General features: G+C 71.0%; 17 protein-coding genes. 14 read left to right on the top strand and 3 right to left on the bottom strand.

What is annotated here, in order from left to right:
- Positions 1–47: 47 nt before the first annotated feature.
- Both map and EP757_RS04955 read left to right on the top strand, forming a co-directional pair.
- A complete protein-coding gene (map, locus tag EP757_RS04960) occupies positions 48–905 on the top strand; it encodes a type I methionyl aminopeptidase (protein WP_127543022.1) in 858 nt (285 codons plus the stop codon).
- Positions 902–1,591 carry a VIT1/CCC1 transporter family protein gene (locus EP757_RS04955; protein ID WP_127543021.1) on the top strand — a complete coding sequence of 230 codons (690 nt, stop codon included), beginning with the start codon at positions 902–904 and terminating at the stop codon, positions 1,589–1,591. Before map ends, EP757_RS04955 begins: the two co-directional genes overlap by 4 nt.
- Before the next feature lie 740 nt (positions 1,592–2,331).
- Here the strand turns inward: EP757_RS04955 and EP757_RS04950 are convergent.
- The 3 genes from EP757_RS04950 to EP757_RS04940 are packed head-to-tail and all read right to left on the bottom strand — an operon-like array spanning position 2,332 to position 3,988.
- On the bottom strand, positions 2,332–3,039 hold the full coding sequence (locus EP757_RS04950) for a nucleotidyltransferase domain-containing protein (RefSeq protein ID WP_127543020.1): 708 nt from the start codon (positions 3,037–3,039) through the stop codon (positions 2,332–2,334).
- A 54-nt stretch (positions 3,040–3,093) separates the two neighbouring features.
- A complete protein-coding gene (locus EP757_RS04945) occupies positions 3,094–3,519 on the bottom strand; it encodes a ferritin-like domain-containing protein (protein ID WP_127543019.1) in 426 nt (141 codons plus the stop codon).
- Between the two features lie 13 nt (positions 3,520–3,532).
- A complete protein-coding gene (locus EP757_RS04940) occupies positions 3,533–3,988 on the bottom strand; it encodes a hypothetical protein (protein ID WP_370457771.1) in 456 nt (151 codons plus the stop codon).
- 195 nt (positions 3,989–4,183) lie between these two features.
- Between EP757_RS04940 and rimP the strand changes: the two genes are divergently transcribed.
- The 12 genes from rimP to rpsO all read left to right on the top strand — a co-directional run bounded on the left by rimP (position 4,184) and on the right by rpsO (position 16,341).
- On the top strand, positions 4,184–4,810 hold the full coding sequence (gene rimP, locus EP757_RS04935; protein WP_127543018.1) for a ribosome maturation factor RimP: 627 nt from the start codon (positions 4,184–4,186) through the stop codon (positions 4,808–4,810).
- A complete protein-coding gene (nusA, locus tag EP757_RS04930; RefSeq protein ID WP_127543017.1) occupies positions 4,807–5,823 on the top strand; it encodes a transcription termination factor NusA in 1,017 nt (338 codons plus the stop codon). The genes rimP and nusA overlap by 4 nt, the downstream gene beginning before the upstream one ends.
- The gene (locus EP757_RS04925; protein ID WP_127543016.1) at positions 5,801–6,187 is read left to right on the top strand and encodes a YlxR family protein; all 387 of its coding nucleotides are present in this window, start codon (positions 5,801–5,803) and stop codon (positions 6,185–6,187) included. Before nusA ends, EP757_RS04925 begins: the two co-directional genes overlap by 23 nt.
- Before the next feature lie 107 nt (positions 6,188–6,294).
- Positions 6,295–9,402: a translation initiation factor IF-2 gene (gene infB / locus EP757_RS04920; RefSeq protein ID WP_127543015.1), complete on the top strand. Its 3,108-nt coding sequence runs from the start codon at positions 6,295–6,297 to the stop codon at positions 9,400–9,402.
- Positions 9,403–9,465: 63 nt separating this feature from the next.
- The gene (locus EP757_RS04915; protein ID WP_127543014.1) at positions 9,466–10,488 is read left to right on the top strand and encodes a TRM11 family methyltransferase; all 1,023 of its coding nucleotides are present in this window, start codon (positions 9,466–9,468) and stop codon (positions 10,486–10,488) included.
- A 33-nt stretch (positions 10,489–10,521) separates the two neighbouring features.
- Positions 10,522–10,815: a DUF503 domain-containing protein gene (locus tag EP757_RS04910; RefSeq protein WP_127543013.1), complete on the top strand. Its 294-nt coding sequence runs from the start codon at positions 10,522–10,524 to the stop codon at positions 10,813–10,815.
- A 72-nt stretch (positions 10,816–10,887) separates the two neighbouring features.
- Complete coding sequence (gene rbfA / locus EP757_RS04905; RefSeq protein WP_127543012.1) at positions 10,888–11,349, top strand: 30S ribosome-binding factor RbfA; 462 nt, start codon at positions 10,888–10,890, stop codon at positions 11,347–11,349.
- Complete coding sequence (locus tag EP757_RS04900; protein ID WP_127543011.1) at positions 11,346–12,347, top strand: bifunctional oligoribonuclease/PAP phosphatase NrnA; 1,002 nt, start codon at positions 11,346–11,348, stop codon at positions 12,345–12,347. The genes rbfA and EP757_RS04900 overlap by 4 nt, the downstream gene beginning before the upstream one ends.
- A 439-nt stretch (positions 12,348–12,786) precedes the next feature.
- Positions 12,787–14,100: an MATE family efflux transporter gene (locus EP757_RS04895; protein ID WP_127543010.1), complete on the top strand. Its 1,314-nt coding sequence runs from the start codon at positions 12,787–12,789 to the stop codon at positions 14,098–14,100.
- A 9-nt stretch (positions 14,101–14,109) separates the two neighbouring features.
- Positions 14,110–14,991, top strand: a complete 882-nt coding sequence (truB, locus tag EP757_RS04890; protein WP_127543009.1) for a tRNA pseudouridine(55) synthase TruB — start codon at positions 14,110–14,112, stop codon at positions 14,989–14,991.
- A 33-nt stretch (positions 14,992–15,024) separates the two neighbouring features.
- On the top strand, positions 15,025–15,957 hold the full coding sequence (locus EP757_RS04885; protein ID WP_127543008.1) for a bifunctional riboflavin kinase/FAD synthetase: 933 nt from the start codon (positions 15,025–15,027) through the stop codon (positions 15,955–15,957).
- 114 nt (positions 15,958–16,071) lie between these two features.
- Complete coding sequence (gene rpsO, locus EP757_RS04880) at positions 16,072–16,341, top strand: 30S ribosomal protein S15 (protein WP_127543007.1); 270 nt, start codon at positions 16,072–16,074, stop codon at positions 16,339–16,341.
- Positions 16,342–16,354: the final 13 nt, after the last annotated feature.

The raw sequence follows: 16,354 nt of genomic DNA, 5'->3' as shown, positions 1-16,354 counted from the left end.
GCCCGAGGGCGGCAAGGACGGGTCCTCCGGGCGGATAGGCTGTGGACATGTCGGTACGTGCCCCACTCAAGCCGGGAAAGCAGTCGCCGTGGCGATCGGTCCCGGCACAGATCGTCCGCCCTGAGTACGTGGGGAAGAAGAAGCCCCGCGAGTGGCGCGGCTCCCATGTGCAGACACCCGAGACGATCGAGAAGATGCGTGTCGCCGGCCGCATCGCCGCGCAGGCCACCGAGCTGGCCGGCGAGCACTGCAAGCCCGGTGTGACCACCGACGAGATCGACCGGGTGGTGCACGAGTTCATCCTCGACCACGGGGCCTATCCGTCGACGCTGGGCTACAAGGGTTTCCCGAAATCGTGCTGCACGTCGCTCAACGAGGTGATCTGCCACGGCATCCCGGACTCGACGGTCATCGAGGACGGGGACATCATCAACGTGGACGTCACGGCGTACAAGGACGGGGTCCACGGCGACACCGACGCGACCTTCTGCGTCGGCGAGGTGAGCGACGAGGCCCGGCTGCTGGTCGAGCGCACCCACGAGGCGATGATGCGGGGCATCCGCGCGGTCGCCCCCGGCCGGCCGATCAACGCGATCGGCCGGGTCATCGAGGCGTACGCGCGACGCTTCGGCTACGGCGTGGTCCGCGACTTCACCGGCCACGGCATCGGCGAGACGTTCCACTCCGGGCTCTACATCCCGCACTACGACAACCCGCGCCTGGACACCGTCATGGAACCCGGCATGACGTTCACCATCGAGCCGATGATCACCCTCGGCACCCATGAGTACGAGATCTGGAAGGACGGCTGGACGGTCGTCACGAAGGACCGCAAGTGGACTGCCCAGTTCGAGCACACGCTGGTGGTGACCGAAGAGGGCTACGAGATCCTCACCCTCCCGTGACCGTCCCGGTCGAGCACCACCACGCCGACGTCTCCGGTGGCGGGCTCCGGGCCGCCACCTTCGGCGCGATGGACGGCCTGGTCACGAACATCGCCCTGATCGCCGGCGTCGGCGGCGCCACCGCCGACCTCCACACCCTGATCCTCACCGGTGTGGCCGGCCTGGTCGCCGGCGCGATCTCGATGGCGATCGGGGAGTACACCAGCGTCCGCACCCAGAACGAGCAGGTGGCCGCCGAGCTGGCGAAGGAACGCCACGAGCTGCGGGTCAACCCGAACGGCGAAGCCGACGAGCTCGTCGCCGCCTGGACCGCCCGCGGCCTGCCGTACGACCTGGCCCGGCAGGTCGCCGACGTCCTCAAGGACAACCCGGAGCAGGCGCTGCGGGTGCACGCCCAGGAAGAGCTCGGCGTGGTCCCGGACGAGCTGCCCAGCCCGTGGACGGCCGCCTTCTCATCGTTCGTGTGCTTCGCGGTGGGCGCCCTGATCCCGCTGCTCCCGCTGCTGTTCGGCTATGAACCGCTGTGGGCGGCCCTCGTCGTCGGCGGCCTCGGCCTGTTCGCGACCGGCGCCGTGATCGCCCGCCTGACGGCGCGGCCGTGGTGGCGGGGTGGCCTGCGCCAGCTGCTGCTCGGCGGCGCGGCGGCCGGCGCGACCTACGTGATCGGTTCCTATTTAGGAGCCTGATCCGTGTACGCCGTGAGCACCACCTCATCGCCTCCCACCAGATCGGGGCGGTGAGCGGACGCAATCGCTCGTGTGTGTGCGCTGGCGGACCGTCTGGGGGGGTGGTGGGCGTCCGCGATTGCTGGTGCGTGTGCGTTGGTGGCCCGTCTGGGGGGCGGTGGGCGGACGCAATCGCTCGCGTGTGTGCGCTGGTGGCCCGTCTGGGGGCGGTGGGCGTCCGCGATTGCTGGTGCGTGTGCGTTGGTGGCCCGTCTGGGGGCGGTGGGCGGACGCAATCGCTCGTGTGTGTGCGTTGGTGGCCCGTCTGGGGGCGGTGGGCGGACGCAATCGCTCGCGTGTGTGCGCTGGCGGCCCGTCTGGGGGCGGTGGGCGTCCGCGATTGCTGGTGCGTGTGCGTTGGTGGCCCGTCTGGGGGGCGGTGGGCGGACGCAATCGCTCGCGTGTGTGCGCTGGTGGCCCGTCTGAGGGCGGTGGGCGGACGCAATCGCTCGCGTGTGTGCGCTGGTGGCCCGTCTGAGGGCGGTGGGCGGACGCAATCGCTCGCGTGTGTGCGTTGGTGGCCCGTCTGAGGGCGGTGGGCGGACGCGAGCCTGGTGTGTGTGCGTTGGCGGCCCTTCACGGGGCGGTCGAAGGACGCAGTCTGGTTGGCGTGTGCGCTCACCGCCCACCGGCATCGGACGAACGCGGGCCGGCTCGGCGGGAACGGGGATGAGGGCGGCAGGTCACCCGTACAGGTGAAATCAATCGAAGAGCTCGCCCAGCGTCCCGTCGACCGGGCGGCCCCGGGCGGTCAGCTCCTCGGCCTGGTATTTGAGGATCGCGTCCAGCTCCTGCATGTCTGCCATCGCCACGCCCGTCCGCTTCACCGCGTCCGCCTCGTTGCGGAAGTAGGTCCTGGTGATCAGGCCCGCGACGAGAGCGGCGTGCACCCGGGCCTCGGCCATCAGGACCATGGCGGCGTCCGTGTCGTACCACTGGGTGAGGCGGACCGCGCGGGCGTGGGCGCCGCTGGCGAGCGCCCAGTTGTGCCGGGCCTCGCGGGTGAACTCGACCGGGCGGGCCTCGGAGAGCAGGGTGAGGTGGGCTTCGCGCTGGTCGGTGAACCAGTCCTGCGGGTCGTAGAGGGGGAACGTCGTCAGGTAGCCGTCGGCGACCAGCGGCCACTGCGGGGTGAGCGCGCGGGCTTGGCCGAGGCCCTCCTCGCCGGTGATCACCGCCAGCGAGACCGGGACGCCGTCGACGCGGCGGCGGGTGGGTTTCGGGCCGGTCTTCGGACGGTACGTGACGACGACCATGTTGATGTCGCTGGAGTCCACGTCGTCGCCGTGCGCGACCGACCCGCGGACGCCGACCGCCTGCACCTCGGCGGGCCATCGGTGCTGGACGGCGTCACGCAGGCGGATCGCGAGGGACCCGCGGACCGAGGTGGTGTCGAGCTCGTCGATCACAGTGCCATTCTCGGTCACGAACGGGCGCGGCGTGTGCCCGTTTCCTCAGACCCTTCAGCCGGGCTTGCCGGGGAAAGCCATGGTCAGCGGCGTGACACCGGCGTATTTGCGCCAGGCTGTCGCACGAACTGCGGAGTCGGTCATAGCCGACAGAGCGGAGTTGCGCTGGCCGCCCTCGGTGACCGGCAGCACGGCCCGCCACGCCTGGGCGACGCCGTCCTCGACGTGGACGGCCAGCTGCAGGGCGGTCTTGCGGTTGGTGACCTCGAACGGCAGCTCGTAGCCGGCCGGCGCGGGGGCGGCGCTCGCCTTCAGGTCGTCGAGCCGGTCGACCAGGTAGTCGCGGCGCTGCCGGTGCACCTGCTCGCTGTTCCGGGCGCCGGTGATCTCGCCGTCCCGGGTGAGGTGGACGCCGATCAGCCCGTACGCGTAGATGGCCGCCTCCTCGGCGGCGAGCGCGGCGGTGAGTTGTTCCTTCACGAGGGGTGTCCTTTCAGCGCAGCGCGTTCGCGTGGGTGGCCCGGCAGGCCGCGATCGACCCGACCAGGGCCGCCCGGTCGGCCGGCGCCGCCACGCAGGCGGCGGCGGCCGTCTTCTGGGCCGCGAGCTCCGCGGCGCGCAGCTCGGCCTTCGACTGGGCCTGCGCCGGCGCCGGGGCCGAGGCCGCGGGGGCGCCCGAGGGGAGGGCCGTGCCGAACAGCGTGGCGAGCTCGGCGGCGTGCGCCCGGTGGTCCTCGGCGAACGCGACCATGGCCGGGTCGGCCTGTGCCGCCAGGTCGTACGCCGCGGCGAGGCGCAGCGCCTCGTCGAGGATCGGCTGCAGGGGGTCGGGGGCCGGCGCCGGCTCGGGCTCGTCGTCGAAGAGGCCGCAGCCGGACAGGGTGGCAGCCGCCATCATCGCGCCGGTCGCGGTCAGTATCCGCCGGCGTGTGTGTCGCGTGTCGCTCATCCGCACCGGCCAAGTGAACACCATCGGTGCCGCGCCCGTCCGGGACGGGTTGTTGACCTGCGGATGGGGTGGAATCGGTGCGGCGGCGCTCCGGCCGGCTCCCGGGCACGTTACGCTCTGCGTCAGCCGCGGGGCCGAATGCTGCCCGGCGGCATATAGTCGTTCCAGCACAAAGCTAGCGAGAGGTCGAGCCCGATGACGCAGCGTGGTCGCGCCGGGGCCCGGCCCGGTGGTCGCCCCAGTGGCCGGCGGAGCCGGCCGGAGCCGGAGAGCCGCTCCCCCCAGGCCGCACCGAGGATCGATCTGACCGCCGCCCGCGCCCGGCTGCGCGAGGTCGTCGAGCCGGTGGTCACGGCGGCCGGCTACGACCTGGAGGACCTGCACCTGTCCCGGGCGGGCCGCCGGTTCGTGGTCCGGGTGCTGATCGACGCCGACGGCGGCATCGGCCTCGACGACGTCGCGACGGTCTCCCGGGAGATCTCCGAGGCGCTCGACACCGCCGACGAGCAGGGTGGCGAGGTGCTCGCCGGGGAATACCAGCTGGAGGTCGGGTCCCCGGGCGTGGACCGGCCGCTGACCGAGCCACGGCACTGGCGCCGCAACGTCGGCCGCCTGGTCGCGGTGAACGGGTTGACCGGCCGGGTGCTCTCCGCCGACGACGACAAGGGTGTGGCGCTGGACGTGGATGGCACGACCCGTGAGCTGGCGTGGGCCGAGCTCGGGGCGGGCAAGGTCCAGATCGAGTTCAAGCGCATGGACGAGGCCGATTTCGGCGACGAAGACGATGATGATGAAGAAGACGAAGGGGAGGGCGAGGAATGAACATCGACCTCGCGGCGCTGCGCGCCCTGGAGCGCGAGCGGGAGATCCCGTTCGACACGATCCTCGCGGCCATCGAGACCGCGCTGCTGACGGCGTACCGGCACACCGAGGGCGCGGAGAGCCACGCCCGGGTGGAGATCGACCGTAAGAGCGGCGTGGCCTCGGTGCTGGCGCAGGAGCTGGACCCGGACGGCACGGTGGTGCGGGAGTGGGACGACACCCCGCACGACTTCGGCCGGATCGCGGCGATGACCGCCAAGCAGGTGATCCTCCAGCGTCTGCGGGAGGCCACCGACGAGCAGCACTTCGGGGAGTACGCGGGACGCGACGGCGACCTGGTCACCGGCGTGGTGCAGGCCGACGCCGCGCGTGCCGAGAAGGGCATCGTGATCGTCGACCTGGGCAAGCTCGAGGCGGTTCTGCCGCAGTCCGAGCAGGTGCCGGGGGAGACGTACGACCACGGTTCCCGCATCCGGTGCATCGTGGTGCACGTGGCGAAGGGCTTCCGTGGTCCGCAGATCACCCTGTCCCGGTCGCACCCGGCGCTGGTGAAGAAGCTGTTCGCCCTCGAGGTCCCGGAGATCGCCGACGGAACCGTCGAGATCGCCGCGATCGCGCGTGAGGCAGGTCACCGTACCAAGATCGCCGTGCGTTCCATGGTCTCCGGCGTGAACGCCAAGGGCGCCTGCATCGGCCCGATGGGACAGCGGGTCCGCGCGGTGATGAGCGAGCTGCACGGCGAGAAGATCGACATCATCGACTGGTCCGACGACCCCGCCCAGTTCGTCGGCAACGCGCTCTCACCTGCGAAGGCGCTCCGGGTCGAGGTGGTCGACGCGGCCACCCGGACGGCCCGGGTGACGGTGCCGGACTTCCAGCTCTCACTGGCCATCGGTCGTGAGGGACAGAACGCCCGGCTGGCCGCTCGGCTGACCGGCTGGCGCATCGACATCCGCCCGGACAACGAGCCCGCCGGAGTGACGGATCGGGATGCGGCCGAGGCGGGGAACTGACCGGATACGCGTCCGGCGCGATCGAGGGGTAGACTTGGTGACGGTCGGCCCGACGCGAACCTGCGTCGGCTGTCGTAATCGCGCGCCGGCCGCATCATTGCTGCGGTTCGTCGCGGCCGGATCCGGGGTTGACCTCCGGCTTCTGCCCGATCCGGGCCGCCGACTGTCGGGCCGGGGAGCTCATCTGCATCCCGACCCGGCCTGCTTAGCGCAGGCAGAGCGGCGTCGCGCCTTCGGGCGTGCGCTACGTCTCACCGGTGTTGCTGACACCGAGTTGCTTGCCGAGCACATCCGTTCGGTCTCCGTGCCGTTCGGACCCACCGATGACGAGGCGTCGGCGCTTCGTCACGACCCAGCAAGGTAGGACGACCCAGATGAGCACACGATGAAGTCCCTGAAATGACCAGGCTTCTAGTGCACGAGTGAGGTCTGTGCGGGTGCTGCTCGCACGACCTCGAAGTGAGGAGTGCAGTGCCAGGCAAGGCCCGCGTTCACGAGCTCGCCAAAGAGCTCGGGGTCGACAGCAAGACCGTTCTCGCCAAGTTGAAGGACATGGGCGAGTTCGTCAAATCCGCGTCCAGCACCGTCGAGGCCCCCGTGGCCCGGCGGCTCCGTGGCGCCTTCGAGTCCGGTGGTAACGCCGCTCCGTCGGCGCCCTCCGCTGGAACGCCCAGTCCCTCCGTCTCCGGTGCGCCGGGTGCCACTTCGGCCCCGCGTCCGGGCCCGCCGATGGGGCGGCCTCAGCCGCCGCGTCGTCCCGGCCCGCCGCAGGGTGGTGGCGCGCCCAGCGCTTCCCCGACTTCGCCGGCCCCGTCGCCCGGGCAGTTCGCCCGGCCGAAGCCGGCTCCCGGCCGTCCGGGCCCGACGCCCGGCCCGGTCACCAAGCCGGCCAGCGCGCACGACATCGAGGTGGCGGCCGCCGAGGCGCGCGCCTCGGCGCTGAAGGCCGAGCAGGAGGCCGCCGTCAAGGCTGCCCAGGCTGCTCAGGCCGCCCGTGCCCGCGACGCCGAGCGCCGGCCTCCGGCCGACGGCGGTCAGCGTGGTTCGGGCCCGCGTCCGGGTCCCGGCATGGTTCCGCCGCGTCCGGGTTCGCCCGCGGCCGGCCGTAACAACCCGGGCACTCCCGGTGGCGGCCCGCGTCCCGGCCCGGCCGGTGGCGCTCCGCGTCCGCCGGCGCGTGGTCCCGGCAACAACCCGTTCGGCGTCTCCGGTGGAGCGGCCGCTTCCGGCCGCCCCTCGCCGGCTTCGATGCCGCGTCCCAACCAGCCCGGCATGCCGCCGCGGCCCAGCCCCGCTTCGATGCCGCCGCGGCCCAGTCCCGCGTCGATGCCGTCGCAGCGTCCGGCCGGTCCCGGTCGTCCCGGTGGTGGTGGCGGTGCCGGTCGTCCCGGCGGTCCCGGTGGCGGCCGTGGCGGCCCCGGTGGCGGCGGTGGCGGCGGCGGTTACCGCGGTGGCGGTGGCGGCGGCGCCGGTGGTGGCTTCCGTCCCGGTGGCGGCGGTGGCGGCGGCGGTGGCTTCCGTCCCGGTGGCGGCGGTGGCGGCGGCGGTGGCTTCCGTCCCGGTGGTCCCGGTGGCGGTGGCGGCGGCCCGGTCGGCGCCGGTGCTCCCGGACGTCCCGGTGGCGGCGGTGGCCGCGGTCGTGGCGGCGGCGCGGCGGGTGCCTTCGGGCGTCCCGGCGGCCGGCCGACCCGTGGCCGCAAGTCGAAGAAGCAGCGGCGTCAAGAGTTCGACAACCTGTCTGCCCCGCAGATGAGTTCGGGCGCTCCGCGCGGTAACGGCCAGGAGATCCGGCTGTCCCGCGGCGCGTCGCTGTCGGACTTCGCTGACAAGATCAACGCCAACCCGGGCTCGCTCGTCCAGGAGATGTTCAACCTGGGCGACATGGTGACCGCCACGCAGTCGGTGTCCGACGACACCCTCAAGCTGCTCGGCGTGCACCTCGGGTTCGAGGTCGTCATCGTCAGCCCCGAGGACGAGGACCGCGAGCTGCTCGCGCAGTTCGACATCGACCTCGACGCCGAGGTGGCGGAGGACCGTCTGGTCGTCCGTCCGCCGGTCGTGACCGTCATGGGTCACGTCGACCACGGTAAGACGAAGCTGCTCGACGCGATCCGCAAGACCAACGTGGTCGCCGGTGAGGCGGGTGGCATCACCCAGCACATCGGTGCCTACCAGGTCGTCGTCCCCCACCAGGGGGAGGACCGGGCGATCACCTTCATCGACACCCCGGGTCACGAGGCGTTCACCGCCATGCGTGCTCGCGGTGCGAAGGTGACCGACATCGTGATCCTGGTGGTCGCGGCCGACGACGGCGTCATGCCGCAGACGGTCGAGGCGCTCAACCACGCGAAGGCGGCCGACGTGCCGATCGTCGTCGCGGTGAACAAGGTCGACAAGCCGGACGCCAACCCGGACAAGGTCCGGCAGCAGCTGACGGACTACGGCCTGCTCGCCGAGGAGTACGGCGGCGACACGATGTTCGTGAACGTGGCGGCGAAGCCCGGCATCGGCATCGACGACCTCCTCGAGGCCGTCCTGCTGACCGCCGACGCGGCGCTCGAGCTGACCGCTCCGATCGACGGCCCCGCCCAGGGTGTCGCGGTCGAGGCGCACCTGGACAAGGGTCGCGGCGCCGTGGCCACCGTCCTGGTGCAGAAGGGCACGCTGCGTGCCGGTGACTCGATCGTGGCGGGTGGCGCGCACGGCCGCGTCCGCGCCATGCTCGACGAGAACGGCAACCAGGTCGCCGAGGCGGGTCCGGCACGTCCGGTCCTGGTGCTCGGTCTGACCTCGGTGCCGAGCGCCGGCGACACGTTCCTCGCTGCTGAGGACGACCGCACGGTCCGCCAGATCGCCGAGCAGCGGCAGGCCCGCCGTCGTGCGGCGATGTTCGCGAACTCGCGTCGTCCGAAGTCGCTCGACGAGATGATGCGCGACATCAAGGAGGGCGAGAAGGCTTCGCTCACCTTGATCATCAAGGGTGACGGCTCCGGATCGGTGGAGGCCCTCGAAGAGGCGCTCTTCAACATCAAGATTCCGGACGAGGTGCAGCTCAAGGTCATCCACCGCGGCGTCGGTGCGATCACCGAGAGCGACGTCAACCTGGCGTCGGCCTCCTCGGAGCAGGTTGCCACGATCATCGGCTTCAACGTCCGAGGCTCTAACAAGGTCAAGGAGATGGCCGACCGCGCCGGCGTGGAGATCCGCTACTACAGCGTGATCTACCAGGCCATCGAGGAGATCGAGGCGGCTCTGAAGGGCCTGCTCAAGCCGGAGTACGAGGAGATCGAGCTCGGCACGGCGGAGATCCGCGAGGTGTTCCGCTCGTCGAAGATCGGCCTCATCGCCGGTTGTATCGTCCGGACCGGTCTCATCAAGCGCAACGCCAAGGCGCGAATCCTGCGCGACGGCGTGGTGGTCGGCGACAACGTCACCATCAGCTCGCTGAAGCGGTTCAAGGACGACGCCACCGAGGTCCGCGAGGGCTTCGAGTGTGGTCTGACGCTCCAGGGTTACGGCTCGCCGCAGGTCGGCGACGTGATCGAGACCTGGGAGATGCGCGAGAAGCCGCGGGCGTGAGTTCCGGCTAGGTGACGGCCCCCAGTGCTCAGCACTGGGGGCCGTCCCTGCAAGATGGCAGGCATGTCCCGGTATGCCTTGCTGCTAGCTCCCTCCGCCAATCGTGTCTACGCCGACCAGGCGGCTCGCATGTCCCAGGCGGAGCTGGCCGCGTTCGCGCCGGTGCTCTCGTCGGATCTCGCCGAGATCGAGACGGCGTCGATCGGCGGCGTCGAGTACCTGACGTTCGCAGCATCGTTGAGCGAATCCGACGTCTCGTATCTGTCGAACATGTCGTCGGCCTATGCGTTGTTCGAGCGCGCCGACGACCTGCTGCGGCCGCTCGCCATGACGCCGCTGGCCCGCTACGACAGTGACCTGATCACCATCCCGAAGTACGCCGGCAAGACGAACGAGCAATTCACCAAGCTGGTCCTCAACCTCACTCTGCTCGCCTCCGCGTCGGCCGGCCGGATGCTGGGCGGCGGCCTGACCGTCCTCGACCCGCTCTGCGGCCGCGGGACGACCCTCAACCAGGCCCTGATGTACGGCTACGACGGCATCGGCGTGGAGATCGACGGGAAGGACGTCGAGGCGTACAAGCTCTTCCTCCAGACCTGGCTCAAGCGCAAGCGGCTCAAGCACACCGCCGAGCTGGTCCCGGTGCGCCGCCAGGGCCGCCGGGCCGCCCGCCGGCTGGAGATCACGATGGCGCCGAGCAAGGACGACCACAAGGCCGGCGCGGTGCAGAAGGTGACGGTGCTGAACGCGGACACCACCCAGCTCGACGGCCTGATCAAGGGCAAGGTGGCGGACGTGCTGGTGGCGGACCTGCCGTACGGGGTGGCGCACGGCAGCTACGACGACGAGGGCGGCATCTCCCGCCGTCCGCTGGACCTGCTGGAGCGGGCCGTGCCGCAATGGCTGCCGCTGCTGCGCCCGGGCGGGGCGATCGGCCTCTCCTGGAACACGAAGGTCGCCAAGCGCGCGCTGGCCGAGGACATCCTGCTGGCGAGCGGCCTGGAGATCGTCGAGCACCTGCCGCTGGAGCACCGGGTCGACCAGGGCATCGACCGGGACGTGCTGGTGGCCCGGAAAAGCAGCTGATCGTTGCGTACGACGGAAGTACGCTGCTCGCTGATGTATACCGAGACCGCAGTCTTCGACCTGCTCCTGCCCGGTGACTCGCAATCGCTGAAGCAGAAGCGTTCCTACGTCCGCCCGATCATCGCGATGCTGAAGAAGTTCGACGTCAGCGTCGCCGAGGTCGGGTTCCACGACCTGCACGGCCGCGCCCAGATCGGGGTCGCCGTGGTGGCGGCCGAGCCGGCCCAGGCCCGCGCCGTCGTCGACACCTGCGAGAACCAGGTGGCCGGCCGTCCCGAAGTCGAGTTGCTCTCGGTGAAGCGACGGCTTTACGGGCACGACGACTGACGTAGGTAGGCTTCAGCAGTTAGGGCGGGGGCAGGTTCTGACCCGCGGGAATCACAGTCGGAGGTGGGCGAGATGGCGGATCCGGCCAAGACGCGCCGGCACGCGGAGCGTGTCCGTGAACTGGTGGCTTCGCTGGTGCGGGAGATCAAGGATCCCCGGCTCGGCATGGTGACGATCACGGATGCCCGGCTCACCGGTGACCTTCGCGAGGCGACGGTCTACTACACGGTGCTTGGCGACGAGACCGAGCAGGCCTCGACGGCGGCGGCGCTGGAGAGCGCGAAGGGGATGCTGCGCACCCGGGTCGGCCACGCGCTCGGTCTGCGGCACTCGCCGAGCCTCGCGTTCTCGATGGACAACGTGCTCGACAACGTCAAGGAGATCGACGATCTGCTGGCCGCGGCGAAGCACCGTGACGAAGAGGTCCACCGGCTCGCGGCGGGCAAGAAGTACGCGGGCGACCCCGACCCGTACAAGAGCGACGACGAGGACGAGGACGACGAGCGGGTGGCAGCCGCCGGGGATCAGGGGTGAGTCCGTCCGCCGAGCAGTGGGCCGCCGCGGTCGCGGCGGTCCGCTCGGCCGGGCCCGGCGACGAGATCCTGCTGATCTGCCACGTGAACCCGGACGGGGACGCGCTCGGCAGCATGCTCGGCTTCGGCCTGGGTCTGCGGCGGCTGGGGTTCACGAACATCCGGGCCACGTTCCCGGGCGACTTCACGGTGCCCGGGCCGTACCAGGATCTGCCCGGTCGTGATCTCCTGGTGCCGGAGGAGGACGCCTGGAGCGACCCTCGCCTGGTCCTGATCTTCGACGTGGCGGGGGAGTCGCGTCTCGGCGCGCTCGTGGATCGGCTCGGCGCGCCTCGCAGCGTCGTGCTCGACCACCACGCCTCGAACACCGGCTTCGGCGAGGTGCGCCTGGTGGACCCGCGGGCCGCGGCCACCAGCGTCGTCGCCGAGCAGCTGCTGGAGCGGCTGGGTGTGCCGCTGGACGCCGAGATCGCCGAGTGCCTCTACGTGGCTCTCGCGACGGACACCGGCTCGTTCAAGTTCGACATGACCACCGTCGCGGTGCACGAGCTGGCGGCCCGGCTGATCGCGACCGGGATCCAGCCCGGCGAGATCTCCCGGCGGATCTTCGACAGCAAGCCCTTCGGCGCGATGAAGCTGACCGGCGAGGTGCTGGGCCGGGCGGTGCTCGATCCGGCGGCGGCCGGTGGGCGCGGCATGGTCTGGACGTACGCGACGCTCGGCGATCTGGAGCGGCACGCGCAGCCCGCCTACGTGCTGGACACGCTGATCGACCCGGTCCGCTCGGTGGCCGAGGCGGACGTTTCGGTCGTGGTGAAGCAGACCGGCGAGAAGGAGTGGTCGGTGTCGCTGCGCAGCAAGGGCGCCGTCGACGTGAGCGGCGTGGCGGTCGCCCAGGGTGGCGGAGGTCACCGCCTGGCGGCCGGCTTCACCGGTCACGGCGAGGCGGCCGACGTGGTGGACACCGTGCGTCGCCTTTTGGACGATTACCTGAACTGATCGGCGTTTTCCCAGTTGAAGGGGTGTCATCCGAACGGGTGGCACCCCTGATCGTTGTCCCGGATGCCGGGATCCGCCCAACAGCGGGCCGAGTGAACGTTAGTTTGGGTCCTGAACGGTGATTTGGTTTCACGCGGCTGCCACCTCCGCCTCTCCGTGAGACCTCGAGCCACCCGGGTCCACCGATCCGGGTCGGTGTCACCTCCGCCAGTGGTCCGGCGATCCCGGACCGGGCCCTCTCGTGACACCACGCTCGAAACATCCCGGGCGCCCGCTCGCCGGTGCGCCGCGTTGGAAGGAAGCCCTCTCATGGCAGCCAAGCCGAAGCCCCAGCCCAAGCCAGCCGACGACGCCCGTGAGCAGGCACGCCGCGCGCTGCAGGCCTCGCTGGACACCCGCCAGTAAGCACGCTTGCCGCCGGGCGGGCATCATGTAAGGCATGAGCCCGCCCGCAGCCATTACCGCCACGCCTCGGCGGATCGCGTCGCTCGCCCTCCCGGCGCTCGTCGTGCTCGCCGCCGAGCCGCTCTACGTCCTGGTGGACACGGCTGTCGTCGGCCACCTCGGCCCGGTCGAGCTCGCCGCGATAGCGGTCGGCGGCACCGTCATGTCGGTGGCCGCCTGGTTCGGGACCTTGATGGCGTACGGGACGACAGGCCGTGCGGCCCGCCGTTACGGCGCCGGGGACCGTCCCGCCGCCGTCGCCGAGGGTGTGCAGGCCTCCTGGCTCGCGCTCGCCATGGGCCTGCTCCTGGCAGTGCTCGGGCTGATCGGCGCCGGCCCGGTCGCGCACCTGCTCGCCGGCAACGAGCAGACCGCCGAGGCCGCTGCCGGCTGGATGCGCATCGCCGCGTTCGGCGCTCCCGGCCTGCTGCTCGCCGCCGCCGGCAACGGCTGGATGCGCGGCGTCCAGGACACCCGCCGCCCACTGTGGATCGTGCTGGGCGCCAACGTGCTCTCCGCGATCCTCTGCCCGGTGCTGGTCTACCCTCTCGGGCTCGGCCTGACCGGCTCGGCGATCGCCAACGTCACCGCGCAGACCGCCGGTGGCCTGTTCTTCCTGCTGGCGCTGATCCGGGAGACCCGGGCGCTGCGCCCGATCCCCTCGGTCATCGTGAGCCAGATCGTGCTCGGCCGTGACCTGCTGATCCGGGGCGCCGCCTTCCAGGCGTGCTTCCTGTCGGCGACCGCTGTGGCGTCCCGCTTCGGCGTGGCGGCGGTCGGGGCACACCAGATCGCCCTGCAGCTCTGGTTCTTCGCGGCGCTCGCCCTGGACGCCGTGGCCATCGCGGCGCAGTCCCTGGTCGGTGCGGCGCTCGGAGCCGGCGACGCGGATCAGGCACGGGACGTGGCCCGGCGCGTGACGGTCGCCGGAGGAGTGGCGGCGGTCGTCTTCGCGCTCGCCGCGCTGGCCGGCGCCGAGGTGATCCCGGGCCTGTTCACCACCGACGCGGCGGTCCTCGACCAGGCCGCGATCATCTGGCCGTGGTTCGTCGGGCTGCTGCCGTTCGCCGGAGTGGTCTACGCACTGGACGGCGTCTTCATCGGTGCGGGGGATGTCGCTTTTCTCCGTACCGTGACGATCTTCTCCGCTCTTCTGGGTTTCCTGCCCGCCATCTGGCTCGCCTATGCGTTCGATCTCGGACTCGGCGGGGTGTGGGCGGGCCTCGGGCTGTTCACGTTCGGGCGCTTCGTGCCCCTGGTGTGGCGGTGGAGGTCGCCACGATGGGTCGTGCTGGGAGCGGCCCGTTAGGGTTTCCCGGTGAACACGGACGGACTGATCGTGGTGGACAAGCCGGCCGGGATGACGTCCCATGACGTCGTCGCCCGGATCCGGCGGCTGGCGAAGACCCGGCGGGTGGGGCACGGCGGGACGCTGGACCCGATGGCGACCGGCGTCCTGATCATCGGGGTGAACCGGGCCACGCGGCTCCTCACCTATGTGATCGGCGCTTCGAAGAGCTACGCCGGGACGATCCGTCTGGGGCAGTCCACGATCACCGACGACGCCGAGGGGGAGATCACGGCGTCGACGCCGGCCGGGCATGTCGGAGACGACGCGATCCATGCGTTCCTGGCGACGCAGGTCGGCGAGATCGATCAGGTCCCCAGCGCCGTCAGCGCCATCAAGATCAAGGGCGTCCGGTCCTACAAGCGGGTCCGCGACGGTGAGACGGTCGAGCTGCCGGCCCGCCGGATCACCATCTCGCGGCTGGAGGTCCTGGACATCCGCCGCGGCGACGACGTGATCGATGTGGACATCGACGTCACCTGCTCGTCCGGGACCTACATCCGGTCCATCGCCCGTGATCTCGGCGCCGCGCTCGGCGTCGGAGGCCACCTCACCGCGCTGCGCCGGACCGCGGTCGGCGACATGACCCTGGACGTCGCGGCCACCCTGGAGCAGCTCGAGGAGCGCGCCCCGGACGTGGTGTCGCTGCCGATGGCGGAGGCCGCCCGGCGGGCGTTCCCGCAGCGTACGGCGTCCTGGGACGAGACGAAGGTGCTGCGGCACGGCGGCCCGCTCCCGGCTGCCGGGATCGAGGGGCCGTACGCGGTCTTCGACCCGGAGGGCGTCCTGCTCGCGATCGTCAGCGAACGTGGCGGAAAGGCCAAGGCGGAGATCGTCCTCGCCCCGGCGTGAATCGATACTGTGTCACAGGAAGGGAGTTCTTCGATGCAGCGTTGGCGGGGCTACGAGTCGGTTCCCGGTGGATGGGGCCGGTCGGTGGTGACGATCGGCGTCTTCGACGGCGTGCACCGCGGACACCAGGCGATCATCGGGCACGCGGTGAAGCGGGCGCACGATCTCGACCTGCAGTCGGTGGTGATGACCTTCGACCCGCACCCGGCCGAGGTGGTCCGGCCCGGCTCGCATCCGGCGGTGCTCACCGAGCCGGTGCGCAAGGCGGAGCTGATCGAGGAGCTCGGCGTCGACGCGCTCTGCGTGGTGCCGTTCACCCCGGCCTTCTCGCAGAAGGAGCCGAACGAGTTCGTCCACGACGTGCTGGTCGAGGCGCTGCACACGGCCGTCGTGGTGGTCGGCGACAACTTCCGGTTCGGCCACCGGGCGGCCGGCGACGTGACGAAGCTGGAGGCGCTGGGCCGCACCTTCGGGTTCACCGTGGAGGACGCGCCGCTGGTCTCCGAGGACGGCCTGGTGTTCTCGTCGACGTACATCCGCAGCTGTGTCGACGCGGGTGACGTGCGCGCCGCCGCCGCCGCTCTGGGCCGGCCGCACCGCCTCTCCGGCGTGGTGGTCCGCGGCGATGCGCGCGGTCGCGAGCTGGGCTTCCCCACGGCCAACCTGATGGTCCACCGCTATGCCGCGGTGCCGGCCGACGGGATCTACGCGGCCTGGCTGACCCGGACGGGTGAGAACGCGGGCCGCTGGCCGGCCAGTGTGTCGATCGGCACCAACCCGACGTTCTCCGGAACGGAACGCCGGGTCGAGGCCTACGTGCTCGACTTCTCCGGCGATCTGTACGGTGAACGGGTGCACGTCGATTTCGTCGCGCACCTTCGTGAGCAGCGGACATACGATGGCATCGAGCCGCTGATCGCCCAGATCCAGGCCGACGTGGAACAGACCCGGGTAATGCTCGCGTGACCGGCTGGTAGGCTGGAATCGTCGTTGGAATATCCGACACCGGTCCCGCATGCCTGCCCGACGCCGCGGGTCGCGGGGTAACCGTGCAATCGGCAACACAGAAGTCCGGAGAATATGGCGCTCGATCAAGAGACCAAGACCAAGATCATGACTGAGTACGCGACCAAGGAGGGCGACACCGGTTCGCCCGAGGTTCAGGTCGCCATGCTCACCAAGCGGATCGCCGACCTGACGGAGCACCTGAAGCTCCACAAGCACGACCACCACAGCCGGCGTGGCCTGCTGCTGCTGGTCGGTCAGCGTCGCCGCCTGCTGAACTACGTTCAGAAGAAGGACATCGCCCGCTACCGGACGCTCATCGAGCGCCTCGGCCTGCGCCGATAGTTTGACTTTGGGG

The organism is Actinoplanes sp. OR16 (assembly GCF_004001265.1).
GTDB lineage: Bacteria > Actinomycetota > Actinomycetes > Mycobacteriales > Micromonosporaceae > Actinoplanes.
The sequence above is the reverse complement of the archived record's forward strand: the minus strand, read 5'-3'. Positions and strand labels throughout refer to the sequence as shown.

Excerpts from the sequence above, each read along its gene's own strand:
- map (WP_127543022.1), top strand. The coding sequence starts at position 48 with ATGTCGGTACGTGCCCCACTCAAGCCGGGAAAGCAGTCGCCGTGGCGA.
- EP757_RS04940 (WP_370457771.1), bottom strand. The coding sequence starts at position 3,988 with ATGAGCGACACGCGACACACACGCCGGCGGATACTGACCGCGACCGGC.
- rimP (WP_127543018.1), top strand. The coding sequence starts at position 4,184 with ATGACGCAGCGTGGTCGCGCCGGGGCCCGGCCCGGTGGTCGCCCCAGT.
- nusA (WP_127543017.1), top strand. The coding sequence starts at position 4,807 with ATGAACATCGACCTCGCGGCGCTGCGCGCCCTGGAGCGCGAGCGGGAG.
- EP757_RS04925 (WP_127543016.1), top strand. The coding sequence starts at position 5,801 with ATGCGGCCGAGGCGGGGAACTGACCGGATACGCGTCCGGCGCGATCGA.
- EP757_RS04915 (WP_127543014.1), top strand. The coding sequence starts at position 9,466 with ATGTCCCGGTATGCCTTGCTGCTAGCTCCCTCCGCCAATCGTGTCTAC.
- EP757_RS04910 (WP_127543013.1), top strand. The coding sequence starts at position 10,522 with ATGTATACCGAGACCGCAGTCTTCGACCTGCTCCTGCCCGGTGACTCG.
- rbfA (WP_127543012.1), top strand. The coding sequence starts at position 10,888 with ATGGCGGATCCGGCCAAGACGCGCCGGCACGCGGAGCGTGTCCGTGAA.
- EP757_RS04895 (WP_127543010.1), top strand. The coding sequence starts at position 12,787 with ATGAGCCCGCCCGCAGCCATTACCGCCACGCCTCGGCGGATCGCGTCG.
- EP757_RS04885 (WP_127543008.1), top strand. The coding sequence starts at position 15,025 with ATGCAGCGTTGGCGGGGCTACGAGTCGGTTCCCGGTGGATGGGGCCGG.
- rpsO (WP_127543007.1), top strand. The coding sequence starts at position 16,072 with ATGGCGCTCGATCAAGAGACCAAGACCAAGATCATGACTGAGTACGCG.